The sequence below is a fragment of the Niveibacterium terrae genome (genome assembly GCF_048213115.1).
In the GTDB taxonomy this organism is placed as follows: domain Bacteria; phylum Pseudomonadota; class Gammaproteobacteria; order Burkholderiales; family Rhodocyclaceae; genus Niveibacterium; species Niveibacterium terrae.
In genome coordinates this window covers 406,053-421,180 of the sequence record NZ_CP172404.1, presented here as the reverse complement: position 1 = coordinate 421,180, position 15,128 = coordinate 406,053, and the positions used below count along the sequence as shown (strand labels likewise).

The window sequence follows — 15,128 nt, the reverse complement described above, 5'->3', positions numbered from 1 at the left end:
TGTTGCAGATTGCAACCGCGCGCATGCACGGCAAAGGTAGTCACAGACGACGATTTGCGGCAAACTTGCCGGCATGGTGACGGCAAAACACAGCAAGAAGCGCACGGAGAAGGCCCCCGATCAGCCCCGAATCCTGGTGCTGCACGGCCCCAATCTGAACCTTCTCGGAACCCGCGAACCTGCGATCTACGGGCATGCAACGCTCGCGGACATCCACTCCGCGCTGGAGGCGCGCGCGCGCGCAGCCGGCGTTGCGCTCGAATCCTTCCAGAGCAATCACGAAGGCGAACTGATAGACCGGGTCCAGGCTGCACGCAGCCAGGGTGTTGCATTCATCCTGCTCAATCCAGGAGCCTACACGCACACCAGCGTCGCCTTGCGCGACGCCCTCGCGGCCGTCGAGATTCCGTTCATCGAAATCCACCTGTCGAACATCCATGCACGCGAGGCTTTCCGCCGGCAGTCCTATTTCTCCGATATCGCGATCGGCGTGATCTGCGGACTCGGAGCGGACAGCTACAAGCTGGCGCTGGAAGCCGCCCTGGGCCGACTCGGCCACAACTGAACTGCGCACGCGCCGCCGCCCCCGCGTCGGGCGGCGCGATGCATTGAATGGGAGCCACTATGGACCTGCGTAAACTGAAGAAACTCATCGACCTCGTCCAGGAATCCGGAATTTCGGAACTGGAAGTCACCGAGGGCGAAGAGAAAGTCCGCATCGCCAAACATGCCGGCAACGCGGCCCCCGTCGCGAACTACTACGCGCCGCCTCCCGCGCCGGTCGCCGCCGCACCGGCTGCGGCACCGGTCGCCGCAGCCCTGGCTGAACCGGAAGGCGCTTCGATCAAGTCGCCGATGGTCGGCACTTTCTACCGCTCTTCGTCGCCCGACGCGAAGAACTTCATTGAAGTCGGTGACACCGTCGCCGCGGGCGACACGCTGTGCATCATCGAAGCGATGAAGCTGATGAACGAGATCGAGTCGGACGTTGCCGGCACGGTCAAGGCGATCCTGGTCGAAAATGGCCAGCCGGTCGAGTACGGCCAGCCGCTGTTCGTGATCGGCTGAACCGAAGGGAGGGAGGCCCAGCCAGGCCTTCCCTTGCCTCTTCCCCTTCACCGAGAAGATCGACCTCATGTTTGAAAAAGTACTGATTGCGAACCGCGGCGAAATCGCGCTGCGGATTCTGCGTGCCTGCCGAGAGCTGGGCATCAAGACGGTGGCAGTGCACTCCGAAGCCGACACCGAAGCCAAATACGTCAAGCTCGCCGACGAGTCGGTCTGCATCGGCCCCGCAGCGTCGGCGCAGAGCTACCTGAGCGTGCCGGCGATCATCGCCGCCGCCGAAGTCACCGACGCCGAGGCGATCCACCCCGGTTACGGTTTCCTGTCGGAAAACGCCGACTTCGCCGAGCGGATCGAACAGTCCGGCTTCACTTTCATCGGCCCGCGCGCCGAAACGATCCGCCTGATGGGCGACAAGGTCTCGGCCAAGCAGGCGATGATTGAAGCGGGCGTACCCTGCGTGCCTGGTTCGGGCGGAGCACTCTCCGACGACCCTAAGGAGATCACGAAGACCGCACGCGCAATCGGCTTCCCGGTCATCATCAAGGCGGCCGGAGGCGGCGGCGGACGCGGCATGCGCGTCGTGCACACCGAAGGCGCGCTGCTCCAGGCGGTCACGACCACCCGCGCCGAAGCCCAGGCGGCTTTCGGCAACCCGGTCGTCTACATGGAGAAATACCTCGAAAATCCGCGCCACGTCGAAATCCAGATCCTGGCCGACGAGCACGGCAACGCGATCTATCTGGGCGAACGCGACTGCTCGATGCAGCGCCGTCACCAGAAGGTCATCGAGGAAGCTCCGGCCCCCGGAATCGATCGCAAGATCATCGCCAAGGTCGGCGAATCCTGCGTCGCGGCCTGCAAGCGCATCGGCTATCGCGGCGCCGGCACTTTCGAGTTCCTGTACGAGAACGGCGAATTCTTCTTCATCGAGATGAACACCCGCGTCCAGGTCGAGCACCCGGTCACCGAGATGATCACCGGCGTCGACATCGTCCAGGAACAAATCCGCGTCGCTTCGGGCGAGGTTCTGCGCTACAAGCAGAAGGACATCGTGATCCGCGGTCATGCGGTCGAATGCCGGATCAACGCCGAGGATCCGGTCAAGTTCCTGCCCTCGCCGGGCAAGATCACGAACTGGCACACCCCGGGCGGTCCCGGCGTGCGCGTCGACTCGCACGTCTACAACGGCTACACGGTGCCGCCGAACTACGACTCGATGGTCGGCAAGGTCATCGCCTACGGCGATACGCGCGACCAGGCGATCCGCCGGCTGCGCATCGCGCTGTCCGAGATGGTCGTTGAAGGCATCAAGACGAACATCCCTCTGCACCAGGAGCTGCTCGCCGACGGCAATTTCAACCGCGGCGGCACCAGCATCCACTACCTCGAAACCCGGCTGTCGAAGAAGGACTGATACATGTGGTTGTCTGTTGCGCTGGATACCGATGAGCGTTTCGTCGAGGCCTTCTCCGAAGCACTGATGGATGTCGGCGCTGTATCGGTCTCAATCGAGGATGCCGACGCCGGAACTGCAGCTGAAGTACCCCAGTTCGGCGAGCCGGGCCACCCGGCCCAGCCGCTCTGGGAGCACAGCCGCGTCGTCGCACTGTTTGACTCCGCGGTCGATCTGGCCTCCGCGCTGGCCCAGGCCGCAGCGGCGGCCGGCCTCGACGCGGTGCCGAACTTCGCGATCACCGAAGTCGCCGAACAGGACTGGGTTCGCCTGACCCAGAGCCAGTTCGATCCGATCGAGATCTCCGAACGGCTGTGGATCGTCCCGTCCTGGCACACCGCGCCCGATCCCGCCGCGATCAACCTCGAACTCGACCCGGGCCTCGCCTTCGGAACCGGCTCGCACCCGACAACGCGCCTTTGCCTCGAGTGGATACTCGACGAAGTCCCGGCCGGCGCCAGCGTGCTCGACTACGGTTGCGGCTCAGGCATCCTCGGCATCGCCGCCGCGAAAGTCGGCGCCGGCAAGGTCGTCGGCGTGGACATCGACGAGCGGGCGCTCGAAGCGACGCGCGAAAACGCTCTGCGCAACCACGTCGACATCGAAGTGCAGCACAGCGGCACCCCGCTCGCGGCGCGCTATGATCGCGTCGTAGCCAATATCCTGACCAATCCGCTCTGCGTGCTCGCCCCGGCGATCGCCGCCTGCGTTGCCCCGGGCGGCAAGCTGGCGCTGTCCGGCGTGCTCGAAGCGCAAGCGGAACAGGTGATCGCCGCCTACCAGCCCTATATCCGTCTCGTCGTCGGTGAAGCCCACGACGGCTGGATTCGCCTTGAGGGTCAGGCAAGATGCTGACGACCCGCTGCCCGCACTGCGGCACCGCTTTCCGCGTCAAACCGGAACAGCTGCGCCTGCGTGGCGGGCGCGTCCGCTGCGGCCACTGTCACGCCCCTTTCTCCGCCCTGGAAGGGCTGATTGACCTCACGGCCGGAAACGCCGCGGTACAGCCTGCGCGTGAATCCACCCCGTTGCCCGAGATGCGAACGAGCGCTCCGCTCCCAGCAGCGCCCGTCGAGGCGCCAAAGCCTGAAGCGCTTGCCACGCCTCGAGAACAGCCGGTGGAGGCTGCAGCCGAAAAACCTTTCGTGCTCGCAGCCCCTGAAGCGCTGCCCGCCACACCCAGCCCGATCCGCGACCCGTTCAAAAGCGGTTGGACTCCGCCGCCCAGGCGCGAAAGCTTCATCGCCCCGGTCGGCGAAATCGCCCCGCCGCTGCCCGAGCTCGATCCTGCCGCAACCCACGCTCTGGGCACGCATCTGGACTTCGACCTCGACGCCCTGGAGCCGGAAGAGGAATCGCCCGCTCCGGCCTCCGAACCGGCCTCCGAACCTTCGCCCGAAACCCGGATCGCACCGGAATCGGACAGGGGTGCGGAGACCGTCCTCGGCTGGGATGTCCCGGCCTCCCAGCCGCCCTCCTTCGCTGCGCCGCAAGCCAAGCTCGAACCGACCTTCCAGCCCGACGCGACTCTGGTCGTCACCCCCTTGCCCTCGTTCTCGGCCACCTCCGATCCCGTCACCATCGTGGCGCCGGACCGGATTGCGCCGGCGGTGGTCGCCGAGCCTGCCGAGCCGGTTTTCGTGTCTTCGTTCGCCGGAGCCGAACCGAACCGGACAACCGACTGGGAAAGCACGTCGCCCGGCGAGCCCGCCCTCTTCGAAGAGGACGAGACGCAGTTCGAAGCGCCCGAAGCGGTCGCCAGCGATTTCGTCCTCCCGCCAGTCCAGCCAGCGCAAACCCCGCCGCCGCTACCGCCCTTCTCCGCTCTCGACAGCGATGTCGCTCACCCCTATAGCTGGGAGGTCGAGCACGAAGCGCAACCGATGCGCTGGCCCTGGATTCTCGGCATCCTGGTTCTGTCGCTTGCCGGCGCGGCTCAAGGCCTGCTCCTGATGCGTCACGACATCGCCCAGCAGATCCCGGCGTTGCGCCCCGTCTTTGAGGCGAGCTGCGCGAAGCTCGGCTGCGCGATGCCCTGGCCCCGGGTCAAGGAGCAGATCAGCCTCGAAGCGTCCGATCTTCATCCCCGCCCCGGTCACCTGGGTCAGTACGAGCTGAGCGCCACGCTGCGCAACCGCGCCGGTTTCGCCCAAGCCTATCCTCACCTTGAAGTCACGCTGACCGACAACTTCAACCGGGCGCTGGTTCGCAAAGTCCTCCCGCCCGAGCAGTGGCTCCCCGCCGCTCAACGCAAGACCCCGGCTTTCGAAGCCTCCAGCGACCTCGCCTTCACGATCACCTTCGAAGCGATGGGCCAGAGCGCCGCAGGCTACACGCTCTCCTCTTTCTACCCCTGATCGGTCCGGCCCCGGCCGGACCGCCCCCTTGATGACGGGATCATTAAGGCGGAACAAAAAAACCTTATTCTCCGATCGACAGCCTGAATTGGGTTTTTCGTCCCGGCTCGCCCATAGTCATGACGTGCGCTTACCCGCACGCCCATCAAATCCCACAGGGAGCTGATCATGAACGACGAAGCTCTGGACGTCATCGAAGTGCGCGCCGGGCGCGCCTACTACATCTTTGGCGGCGTTTTCGCCGCAAACGACGGCTATTACGCCGAAATCCACGAACAGAAAAACGGCAGGATCCGCCGCGTCGCGCGGTCTCTGGGCCTGCCCTCGCGCGAGGTCGCTGTGGCCTGGATGAAGAGCCAGGACTGCTTCGCGCACGCCGCCTGAGCGGCCCACGCTGGTTCCTATTAATAAACCAATATGGGAATCGAAAACTTCAATTGGCCAGCCGGAACGGACTTCTCTAACATCCGAATCACACAAGACGACAAAGTAGTGAAAGGAACTCAGATGACTGATACTCCCCTCGACGTTTTCGAAATCGGCGCAGGCCGCAGCTTCATCTTCGGTGGCGTCTATGCCGCCAATGACGGCTTCTTCGCCGAAGTCCACGAACAAAAGAATGGTCAGATCCGCCGCATCGCCCAGTCGCGCGGCCTGCCCTCGCGCGAAGTCGCGGTGGCCTGGATGACCCAGCGCTGCCAAGCCGGCGCCTGATCTTCCCCCTCCCCCCAACCGGGAACTTCTCTCCCCCGAGAACCCGGAAAGAAGCGCCGAAACAGGCGCGCAAACAGGACCTTCGGGTCCTGTTTGTTTTTGTGCTCCCCCCCCCCTATTTGCGGAACAGCGTGATCGGCAGTTGTTTGCCCTTGTCCTGCCACTGCCCGGTGATTGAGTCGCGGCTGACAGTCAGCGTGATCGTGGCCTGTTCGTTTTCAGCGATCCGCTCGACGAGTTCAACGCGATTGCCTGTCCGCTTGCCAGAGAGCTCGATCGGTTTGCGGTATTTTTGGTAGTAGTAGATTCCGCTCAAGGAACCGTCCTCATACGGGCGGTGTAGCAGTACGGTCACCGCTGCCGAGCCGATCTTGCCACGGAGGATCAGGCCAAACGGATTCACCGGCTCCGCGGCCAGACCTTCGCCGAGCAACAACCTCTTTCCATAGGCGGTCAGCCACGGCGACACCTCTTCCCGTGACAGCTTCGTTTCGACCTCGTAGACGTCGTCGAGGGCACGGCTGGCGTGGTTACTGCAGCGCCCGGAAGTGAAAACCACCCCCTTCCCTGCCGGCAGGGAAAAACGAGCCATCATTGCCTCCTCCCGCACGCTACCGCCCCCTTTGCGTACTTCTGCGAGACAGTTTTCGTTCAGCTCGAGGCGCTCCTCTGTGTCACTGACATCGACTTTCTTCCCGGCTTTCTGTTGCATTTTCAGCGCCGCCAATTCCTGGTTCAGCGTCTTGATCTGGACGCGATACCGACGCTCGCGCTCCCGGGAAATACGCTGGCCCGCAGCCACGAGCCCCTGCGGAGTCAGGAGGTCGTCAAGCTCCAGCCGTCGCCCGGTATGCGCATCGAAGCTGTATTCATTCGAGAAATTCTCGCAGTACGCGCCACAACCCTCTCCTCCGATGGAGATCGACAGGATCCGGTCATCGTTCCGTTCTACCGAGAAATCGAGAGAAGCGAAGCCGTCCAAGCCGCCGCTTTCGGGCACAGGAAAAGTCTTTCCGGGATGAGTCGGAGCCGGCGAATCGGTCATCGACAGGTAGAGCATGTCGTTGATGCGCGCTGCGAGCAGCGGATCGGCGGCCCTGACATAGGGCATCTTGATATCGCCATCAGCCCATTGCGATCGCGGCCAGGATGTTTCCGATCCAGACACCTCTTGCTTATTCCAGACCATGGTGCGCGACTCGACCTGAAGAGGCCCGGAAACTGCACTTCCGGACCAGATCAGCAGAATGCAGATCAAGCGTCGAGCGTTCCTGTTCATAATTTATCGTTTCTATTCACGGAATTGTTTATCGTCAAATTCGACTTGGCGCGGAGCCGCTAACCATTATGCATGTGCGCAGACCGCGCCAACAATGAAGGAAGATGGCCACATTTGGAGAATTCAGGGATTGTCCGCTGCGCTGACACCCGCCTTCGACCGCTCTGAAACGGGAATGGCCGCCCGCTCCCCCTCCTCCACCAGCCACTCGCGCAGCGCCGCGAGCGCTGCACCGATTCCGCCCACCGGCAGACACAGCGAAAAGCTCGCGCCGCTCGGCGCGAAGCCGAAAGGCGCGACGAGCCGCCCCAGGGCGATCTCCCGCTCGACCAGCAGTTCGGGCGCGATCGCAACGCCCATTCCCGCGGCGGCGGCCTCGATCATCAGCGAGAGATGCTCAAATCGCCTTCCGGACGCGAAGTCGCTGCTCGCCACCAGCTGACTCTCCGCCCACTGCGCCCAGGCGGCCGGCTTCGATTCGGTATGCAACAAAGGCAGCCCGAGCAGCCCCCGGACATCAGAGATGCCGGGCAGAAGGGCTGGCGCGCAGACCGGCCCCGTCCGCTCGGCGAACAACGGCGTCAGCCGCATCTGACGAGGCGCCTCGGTGAAGCTCGCGATCAGTGCATCGACCTTTCCCTTGCGCAGATCCTCTTCGCTGGAGCAAGTCTGCAAGCTCAGACGGATCTCGGGATGAGTCCTCTCGAAACCCGCCAGCCGGGGAATCAGCCAGTTCGCGAGAAAGCTCGCCGGCGCGCCGAGCACGATCTCGGCGACCCCGGCTTCGGCGGCGATCCCCGCGCATCCCGCCTCCAGCCTAGCGAAGGCTTCGCCCGCGATCGCCTGCAGCGCCTGACCGGCCGCGCTGAGCCGGATCCCGCCCGGGAGGCGGACGAAGAGTTCGCAGCCGAACCAACGCTCGAGCTGCGCAATCTGGTGGCTGACCGCGCTGTGCGTGACGCACAGCGCATCGGCCGCGGCCGTGAAACTCGCACGCCGCGCGGCGGCTTCGAAAACACGCAGGGCATTCAGAGGTGGGAGGCGGCGCATCGCTGGATCATGTGAATTTTATTCACATCATTCTGCAAGAATTCATCGCTGGTTCAAAGCGGCTCCAGTCCATAAGCTGAAGATCCTCTTCAACAGGAGACGCGCATGACTCCCTCCCCGACCCCCTGCGGCGACGGCCCCGACGCGAAAGGCTTCTTCGGCCGCTTCGGTGGCGCCTACATGCCCGAGACGCTGATGCCCGCGCTGCACGAACTCGAGCGGGTTTTCGCGCAAGCCTCCGCCGACCCGGAGTTCTGGGCGCGCTACCAGCACATCCTGAAGGACTACGTCGGCCGCCCGAGCCCGCTCTTCTTCGCCGAAAACCTGTCGAACGAGCTCGGTGGCGCGCGGATCTTCCTGAAACGCGAAGACCTCAACCACACCGGCGCGCACAAGATCAACAACTGCGTCGGGCAGATCCTGCTCGCCGACAGGATGGGCAAGAAGCGGATCATCGCCGAGACCGGAGCCGGCCAGCACGGCGTCGCGACCGCGACGGTCTGCGCGCTGCTCCAGCGCGAATGCGTGATCTACATGGGCAGCGAGGACATCGCCCGACAGGCACCCAACGTGCAGAGGATGAGGATGCTGGGCGCCGAAGTACGCTCCGTCGATGCCGGCACCGCGACCTTGAAGGACGCGATGAACGAAGCGCTGCGCGACTGGATCAGCCACGTCGAATCGACCTACTACCTGCTCGGAACCGGCGCAGGTCCCCATCCCTATCCGAGACTGGTCCGCGATTTCCAGAGGATCATCGGTCTCGAAACCCGCGAACAGATCCTGGAGCAGTCAGGACGCCTGCCCGACGCGATGGTGGCCTGCGTCGGCGGAGGCTCGAATGCGATCGGCTTCTTCCATCCCTTCCTGAATGATGCCGGGGTGCGCCTCCACGGCGTCGAGGCGGGAGGCGAAGGACTCGCCAGCGGTCACCACGCGGCGAGCCTGAGCGGCGGCAGGCCCGGCGTGCTGCACGGCAACCTGACTTATCTGCTCCAGGACGGGGACGGACAGATACGCAACGCCTATTCGGTGTCGGCCGGTCTCGACTACCCCGGAGTCGGCCCCGAGCACGCGCAGCTGCACGACGCGGGCCGCGTCCATTACGCGGCCGTGACCGACGCCGAAGCGGTGGCGGCCTGGCACTGGCTCACCCGGCGCGAAGGCATCGTCCCGGCACTGGAGAGCGCCCACGCGCTCGCCTTCGCCCGCATGCTCGCGCCGAAGATGGGGCGGGACGAGATTCTCGCGGTCTGCCTGAGCGGTCGCGGCGACAAGGACATCGACAACGTGCTGAAGTTTTCCGGAGAACAAGGATGAAGCGCCTCAGTGACTCTTTTACCCGGCTCGAAAGCGAGGGCCGCAGCGGCCTGGCCTGTTACTTCACGGCCGGAGACCCCGACTTTTCGAGCTGCCTCGCGCTGCTGCGCGGCCTCTGCGCAGCGGGTGCCGACCTGATTGAGCTGGGCCTGCCCTTCAGCGATCCGGTCGCCGACGGCGAGGTGATCCAGGCCGCCCACCGGCGCGCGCTGGCCTCGGGTCAAACCGTCGCTCGGACGCTGCGACTGGTCCAGGCGCTGCGCGAGACGGATGCGACAACTCCGGTCGTTCTGATGGGTTATCTGAACCCGGTCTTCCAGTATGGAGAAAGCTTCTTCGCCGAGGCGGCCGCGGCCGGCGCAGACGGCCTGATCCTCGTCGATCTGCCCCCCGAACACGCCGAGCCGTGGAGCCGGGCGGCGGACGCCGCGGGTCTGGCGCTGATCCGGATGAGCGCGCCGACCAGCTCGGACGAGCGCTTGATGACGATCCTGCCCGGCGCGAAAGGCTTCCTCTATCACGTCAGCCTGAACGGCACGACCGGGGCGGCGAGCTGCGCGCCCGAAGAAGTCGGCAAAGCGCTGGCCAGGATCCGCGCGCAAAGCCCACAGCCGATCGCGGTCGGCTTCGGCATCCGCAGCGCGGAACAGGTCAAGGCGCTCAATGGAGTCGCCGAGATCATCGTCGTTGGCTCGCATCTCGTCGCCAAACTTGCAAAGGAAGGAAACGCGGCGGCATTGGCAGAGGTGCGGTTGCTCGCCGCGCCGCTCAGGGCGTCGAGTCGCCTCGCGAAGAATGAAGGCGCGCGCTGAGCTGAACCGCGATCCGCCCACCGGCGAGCAAGCCCAAGGCCATCGAGCCAACGACGAAAGCCGCCTTGAACAGGAAAGCCAGGGTGCCGGCGATCAGCGCGGGGTCGGTGGCGGCGCCGCTCCTCGCGATCAGCATCGCGCCCTCGAACCCCTGGTAGATCAGAAAGCCCGGCATCATCGGCACCGCGCCGGCGAAGGCGACGGCCGCGAAAGGCAGACGGCCGCGGTCGACGGCGACGCCCGCGATCGCGCCGATCACGAGGCAGGCGAAGAGCGTCGCGATTTCCTGAGGCTGACCGCAGCCCATCGCCAGGAAGCGGACTCCGTGGCCCAGCATGCCGCTGAAGATGGAGATCCAGAGCACCTTCCACGGTTCATTGAAGGCAAGGCCGAAACCGCAGGCAGCGACCCCGGCCAAGAGCACGTCCAGAGCCAGCGTCATATGGACCGCCTCGGAGGGACGAGCCGAGACGGTCGTCATGCCCAGCACCAGCCAGCCGCCCAGGAAAATCCCCATCGCCGCGGCGACCAGGATGCCGGCCGCCAGCCCCAGCCGCGAGATGCCGGTCTGCATGTGGTTCTCGACCATGTCGTAGAGACCGTTGATCAGATGCGGGCCGGGCACCAGCATCAGCGCCGGGACCATCAGGCAGAAGCCCGGAGTCTCGGTCCAGCCCAACCGGATCACAGTCCCGCCCATCACCGCGCCGATCAGCGCCGCGGAGAAAGGCATCGCGAACAGCACCGGGTGATGCCTCGCGAGCGCCAGCCGGGCAAGCACCCCCAGGCCAGAGGAGAGGCCGCTGACCAGGATCGCACCGAGGTCCGCACGGTTGAGCCAAGCCAAGGCCGAAGCGGCCAGGCCGAAGATCAAAGCCACCAGATGACGGTTGTGCCGCGACGCCCGCGCTTCGACCGAGGACATCGCAACCGTCGCCTCGGCAAGGCTCAGCTCGCCCCGCCCCAGCCTCTCGAGAATCCAGTTGACCTCGGTGCTGACCGCGACGTTGATGCGGAACTCGCTCGCCTGCGCGTGGAGCTGCTGTCCGTCCTCTGCATAGAGCGTCACTCCGCGGTAAGCCACGAAGACCTGAACAGCGACGCCCAGATGCTTCGCCGCGAGCGCTATCTTGCGTTTGATCAGCTCGGAACGAAAGTTGTACTGCAGCAGCAAGCGGGAGGTCAGCTGCAGGAAACGCAGCGCGTCATCCTCACGGACCAGTAGCTCTTCTTGGCGCAAGTTCATCGTCATACCTGGTGAGTCGATCACGGGAACGGCCGGTCACCAGAGTGTATCCGCACGCTCAAGCCAAAAGCTTGACCTAGGCAGGCAGTTCAGCAGCGAAAACTTGAGCTTTTGACCGAGTCGAGCCAGATTGAGTGAGCGCCGATCCCGGCGCATCCGGAGACGAGCGATGAGCCAAACGGCAAGGCAGATTCTGCAGGGAAAGACCACGGAAACCCTGAGCGTGGATCCCGGACTCAGCGTCTTCGATGCGCTGACGATCATGGCGAAGCACGATGTCGGCTCGGTTCTCGTGATGAGCGGGCAAGCGCTGCTCGGAATCTTCACCGAGCGCGATTACGCCCGCAAGGTCGCGCTGCAGGGGAGAAGCTCGCGCGCCACCGCGGTCGCGGAACTGATGAGCCAGGAAGTGCTGACGATTGCGCCGATGCGGACGGTCGAAGAGTGCATGGCGATCATGACCGAAAAGCGCGTCCGCCATCTGCCCGTCGTCGAGAACGACTCGGTGATCGGCATCGTCTCGATCGGCGACGTCGTCAAAACGCTGATCGCCGAGCAGCAGACCACGATCAAACACCTGCACGGCTACATCGCCGGAGAGCTCGACACCGAATCCTCGCCAGCCCGCCCGCCCTGGTGATCAGTCGGTCGCCGCATCCACCGGAACCGGTTCGAGCAGCGCAACCAGATCGGCGGGAGAAATCCCGACCAGATAGCCGCGGCTACCTCCATTGATGTAGATCTTCTCGAGTTCGAGGATGCTTCTCTCGACATAGACCGGCATCTTCTTGCGGGTTCCGAAAGGCGAAGTGCCTCCGACCCGGTACGCGGTATGGCGTTCGGCCACCTCGGGCTTGCAGGGCTCGACGTGCTTGACGCCTATCGCACGCGCGAGGTTCTTGACCGAGACCTCCCTGTCCCCATGCATCAGGATCACCAGCGGATGAGCATGCTCGTCCTGCATGATCAAAGTCTTGATCACCTGGTGTTCGGGCACGCCCAGCGCTTCGGCCGACACCCGGGTTCCCCCGTGATCGACGTAGGCGTAGGGGTGCTCGGTAAAGGCGACGCCACGGCTCTTGAGCAGGCGATTGACGGGAGTCGAGGGGATCTTGTTGCTCATCGTGAATATTGGGCGGCCTTTTCGCTGTCACGCGCCAGTCACCGCCGTGTCATGTGTCGGCAATGGACGGATTTTAGAGTCCTCCGCCAGGATAAGCGAAAAGGAAAAGATAAATGTTGAACCTCGAAACCCGCCCGACCCGACACCGGACCCGCGACCTCCAGGTTCGCCTGGCCAGCACCCCGACCGAAGTCCGCGAAGCGCAGAAGCTGCGCTGGCGCGTCTTCGCCGACGAGATGGGCGCCCGCCTCTCTTCGCGCGAAGCCGGAGTCGACCGCGATCTCTTCGACCCCTACTGCGAACACCTGATCGTCCGCGACGAGGCCGCCGGCCGCATCGTCGGCACCTACCGCATCCTGACTCCGCAGGCCGCCCGCCGCGTCGGCAGCTACTATTCCGAAACCGAATTCGATCTGACCCGCTTTCACCTGATCCGCGAACGCCTCGTCGAAGTCGGGCGCTCCTGCATAGACCCCGACTACCGCACCGGCGCGACGATCGCGCTGCTCTGGTCCGGCCTCGCCCGGTTCATGCAGGAAAACGGCTACGACTACCTGATGGGCTGCGCGAGCATAGGCATGAGCGACGGAGGCCACGCCGCTGCCGCAATCTACCAGCAGCTCGAACCCTACCGCGCACCGGCCGAGTGGAGCGCTTTCCCGCGCCTGCGCCTGCCGCTCGAAGCGCTGGCCGACGGCACGAAAGCCGATCTGCCGCCCTTGATCAAAGGCTATGTCCGCGCCGGCGCGATGATCTGCGGCGAACCGGCCTGGGATCCCGATTTCAACACGGCCGACCTGCTCGTTCTGCTGCCGATGGCGCGCGCCGAACAGCGCTACGCCCGCCACTTCTTCGAGCGCCAGGCGGCCTGAGCCCTTCGCGCTTCACTGGCATTGCGCGCCGGAATCCCGGTGCGCTCTGCTTGCACGCTACAATGACGCGACACCTGCTCACCCAGCGAAAACCGGCTGAACGACGCCTGCGCGGCGCGACCCACCGCCTCAAGGCCATCGTGATCCCATTCCCGCTGCGTCAGGTCAAGGCCGGACCCGATGCGCCCGGCACCGATCAACCGGTTCGCGAATCGACTGCCGTGCTCCGACAAATCCGCGCCGCCTGGCGCCTGACCCTGGTCCTGCTCCACATCCTCTGGGGCTGCCTGATCGTTGCGACGACTTTCCCGCGCCGCAGCCTCGCCTCCCAGCGCCGCGCCAAGCGCAACTGGTCGCGACAGATCCTGGGCCACCTCGGCGTCAGGCTGAAAGTGCAGGGCAAGGTGCCCGCCGGTGGCGTGCTGATCGTCGCAAACCATATCTCCTGGCTGGACATCTACGCGATCAACGCGGTTCGCCCCTGCGCCTTCGTCTGCAAGGAGGAAGTCCGGCGCTGGCCGGTGCTGGGCTGGCTGACCGCACGCTCCGAGACCCTGTTCATCCAGCGCGGCAACCGCCGCGCCGCGCACCGTACCGCCGAAGCGCTGAGTGATGCGCTACGCGCCAGGGCGGCGATCGTCGTCTTCCCCGAAGGCACGACGACCGACGGCAGCCACATGCTGCCTTTCCGGCCAGCGCTGCTCCAGTCGGCGGTCGATGCCGAAGTGCCGGTCGTGCCGGTCGCGCTGCGCTACCGCGATGCCCGCCACGCGATCAGCCCCGCCGCCGCCTACGACGGCGACATCACGATCTGGCAATGCCTGCGCGCGATCGCCCTCGCCGACCGGCTGGTCGCCGAAGTCACGGTGCTGCCCGCGATCGACGCCCGCCACGAACGAGCCCACCTCGCCGCGCACGCGAAGCACGAGATTGCGGCCGCGCTGGGCATTGCGCATCAGGTGCACGAAACTCACGCCGCCCCCGACGAGCGCTGACATCAGCGCGGGCTAGGCTCGCGTCGGTTTGAGCCAGCCCAAAAACGACCACATCGCCCATGTGATCCGGCCGGGAGTTCGTACCGGACCTTCATGAACATCTTGTCACTGCCTGGTCGGGGGACCACAATCCGCACAGCGGCTTACCCCGCACCCACACCACAAAAGACAAACTAAAGGAAGATCGATGAAGGGAATGGATAAACACCTGAAGACCGCCTGGCTGCTGGCCTGCATCCTTGCACTGAGCGGCTGCGCGGTCGGCAACACCCACGCTTACCGCGATGCGGACATCAAGATCGCCGCGGGTGGCGACAAGAAGGTCGGCCTCGCCACGCACGACGAGCGGGATTTCGTCGTTTCCGGCAGCAAGTCAGAGAGCTTTGTCGGCCTGACGCGGGGCGGATTCGGCAATCCCTTCGACGTCACAACCTCTTCCGGCAAGGCTCTGGCGGACGATTTCACCACGGCGATCTCGTCGGGCCTGAAGAAGCGCGGCTTCACCCCGATCCCGGCCAGCATCACCTCGCATGACAGCCTCAGCGCCGTCCAGAAGCAGCTCGTTGCGACCAAAGCCGATCGCCTGTTGCTGGTCCGGATGATCGAATGGAAGAGCGACACCTGGACGAACACCACGCTCGGCTACAACCTGATCGCCACGGTTCAGGATTCCCAGGGCAAGGTCCTCGCCGAGAAACAGATTCAAGGCAAGGATAACCTCGGCGGCAGCGCCATCAATCCTCCGGGACACGCCAAGACAGCCGTCCCGGCCGCTTTCACGCAGAAGCTCGAAACACTGCTGAACAGCCCGGAAATCCAGAACGCATTCAACTGAGCGG

Annotated in this window: 17 protein-coding genes and 1 pseudogene; 14 read left to right on the top strand and 4 right to left on the bottom strand. The window is 64.8% G+C overall.

The window, feature by feature from the left end; genetic code table 11:
- The first annotated feature begins 73 nt into the window (after positions 1-73).
- The 8 genes and pseudogenes from aroQ to ACHFB9_RS01925 all read left to right on the top strand — a co-directional run bounded on the left by aroQ (position 74) and on the right by ACHFB9_RS01925 (position 5,592).
- The gene (gene aroQ / locus ACHFB9_RS01960) at positions 74-565 is read left to right on the top strand and encodes a type II 3-dehydroquinate dehydratase (protein WP_417069302.1); all 492 of its coding nucleotides are present in this window, start codon (positions 74-76) and stop codon (positions 563-565) included.
- 59 nt (positions 566-624) lie between these two features.
- Positions 625-1,068, top strand: a complete 444-nt coding sequence (gene accB / locus ACHFB9_RS01955) for an acetyl-CoA carboxylase biotin carboxyl carrier protein (RefSeq protein WP_417069301.1) — start codon at positions 625-627, stop codon at positions 1,066-1,068.
- Positions 1,069-1,135: 67 nt separating this feature from the next.
- Entirely contained in the window at positions 1,136-2,482 is a 1,347-nt protein-coding gene (gene accC, locus ACHFB9_RS01950; protein ID WP_417069300.1) for an acetyl-CoA carboxylase biotin carboxylase subunit, read from the top strand.
- 3 nt (positions 2,483-2,485) lie between these two features.
- Entirely contained in the window at positions 2,486-3,376 is an 891-nt protein-coding gene (prmA, locus tag ACHFB9_RS01945) for a 50S ribosomal protein L11 methyltransferase (RefSeq protein ID WP_417069299.1), read from the top strand.
- A pseudogene (locus ACHFB9_RS01940) lies at positions 3,370-3,432 on the top strand (MJ0042-type zinc finger domain-containing protein); the annotation flags it as partial. The gene prmA and the pseudogene ACHFB9_RS01940, both read left to right, overlap by 7 nt.
- 234 nt (positions 3,433-3,666) lie before the next feature.
- Positions 3,667-4,878 carry a DUF3426 domain-containing protein gene (locus ACHFB9_RS01935; protein ID WP_417071442.1) on the top strand — a complete coding sequence of 404 codons (1,212 nt, stop codon included), beginning with the start codon at positions 3,667-3,669 and terminating at the stop codon, positions 4,876-4,878.
- Between the two features lie 168 nt (positions 4,879-5,046).
- The gene (locus ACHFB9_RS01930) at positions 5,047-5,262 is read left to right on the top strand and encodes a hypothetical protein (protein ID WP_417069298.1); all 216 of its coding nucleotides are present in this window, start codon (positions 5,047-5,049) and stop codon (positions 5,260-5,262) included.
- Positions 5,263-5,385: 123 nt separating this feature from the next.
- The gene (locus tag ACHFB9_RS01925; RefSeq protein ID WP_417069297.1) at positions 5,386-5,592 is read left to right on the top strand and encodes a hypothetical protein; all 207 of its coding nucleotides are present in this window, start codon (positions 5,386-5,388) and stop codon (positions 5,590-5,592) included.
- A 115-nt stretch (positions 5,593-5,707) separates the two neighbouring features.
- Here ACHFB9_RS01925 and ACHFB9_RS01920 read toward each other — a convergent pair whose 3' ends face one another.
- Positions 5,708-6,850 carry a hypothetical protein gene (locus ACHFB9_RS01920; RefSeq protein ID WP_417069296.1) on the bottom strand — a complete coding sequence of 381 codons (1,143 nt, stop codon included), beginning with the start codon at positions 6,848-6,850 and terminating at the stop codon, positions 5,708-5,710.
- Positions 6,851-6,994: 144 nt separating this feature from the next.
- On the bottom strand, positions 6,995-7,921 hold the full coding sequence (locus ACHFB9_RS01915) for a LysR substrate-binding domain-containing protein (RefSeq protein ID WP_417069295.1): 927 nt from the start codon (positions 7,919-7,921) through the stop codon (positions 6,995-6,997).
- Between the two features lie 105 nt (positions 7,922-8,026).
- Between ACHFB9_RS01915 and trpB the strand changes: the two genes are divergently transcribed.
- Positions 8,027-9,241, top strand: coding sequence for a tryptophan synthase subunit beta (trpB, locus tag ACHFB9_RS01910; RefSeq protein ID WP_417069294.1), 1,215 nt, complete (start codon positions 8,027-8,029; stop codon positions 9,239-9,241).
- Positions 9,238-10,053 (top strand): tryptophan synthase subunit alpha, encoded by an 816-nt coding sequence (gene trpA, locus ACHFB9_RS01905; RefSeq protein WP_417069293.1) that lies wholly within the window; start codon positions 9,238-9,240, stop codon positions 10,051-10,053. The genes trpB and trpA overlap by 4 nt, the downstream gene beginning before the upstream one ends.
- Here the strand turns inward: trpA and ACHFB9_RS01900 are convergent.
- Positions 10,010-11,299 (bottom strand): threonine/serine ThrE exporter family protein, encoded by a 1,290-nt coding sequence (locus tag ACHFB9_RS01900; protein WP_417069292.1) that lies wholly within the window; start codon positions 11,297-11,299, stop codon positions 10,010-10,012. The genes trpA and ACHFB9_RS01900 overlap by 44 nt on opposite strands.
- Positions 11,300-11,468: 169 nt before the next feature.
- Between ACHFB9_RS01900 and ACHFB9_RS01895 the strand changes: the two genes are divergently transcribed.
- Complete coding sequence (locus ACHFB9_RS01895) at positions 11,469-11,939, top strand: CBS domain-containing protein (RefSeq protein WP_417069291.1); 471 nt, start codon at positions 11,469-11,471, stop codon at positions 11,937-11,939.
- Here ACHFB9_RS01895 and ybaK read toward each other — a convergent pair whose 3' ends face one another.
- Positions 11,940-12,422: a Cys-tRNA(Pro) deacylase gene (gene ybaK, locus ACHFB9_RS01890; RefSeq protein ID WP_417069290.1), complete on the bottom strand. Its 483-nt coding sequence runs from the start codon at positions 12,420-12,422 to the stop codon at positions 11,940-11,942.
- 113 nt (positions 12,423-12,535) lie between these two features.
- Between ybaK and ACHFB9_RS01885 the strand changes: the two genes are divergently transcribed.
- From ACHFB9_RS01885 to ACHFB9_RS01875, 3 genes are all read left to right on the top strand, one after another.
- On the top strand, positions 12,536-13,294 hold the full coding sequence (locus ACHFB9_RS01885; protein ID WP_417069289.1) for a GNAT family N-acetyltransferase: 759 nt from the start codon (positions 12,536-12,538) through the stop codon (positions 13,292-13,294).
- Between the two features lie 62 nt (positions 13,295-13,356).
- Positions 13,357-14,289 (top strand): lysophospholipid acyltransferase family protein, encoded by a 933-nt coding sequence (locus ACHFB9_RS01880; RefSeq protein ID WP_417069288.1) that lies wholly within the window; start codon positions 13,357-13,359, stop codon positions 14,287-14,289.
- Positions 14,290-14,476: 187 nt separating this feature from the next.
- Positions 14,477-15,124, top strand: coding sequence for a hypothetical protein (locus ACHFB9_RS01875; RefSeq protein ID WP_417069287.1), 648 nt, complete (start codon positions 14,477-14,479; stop codon positions 15,122-15,124).
- Positions 15,125-15,128: the final 4 nt, after the last annotated feature.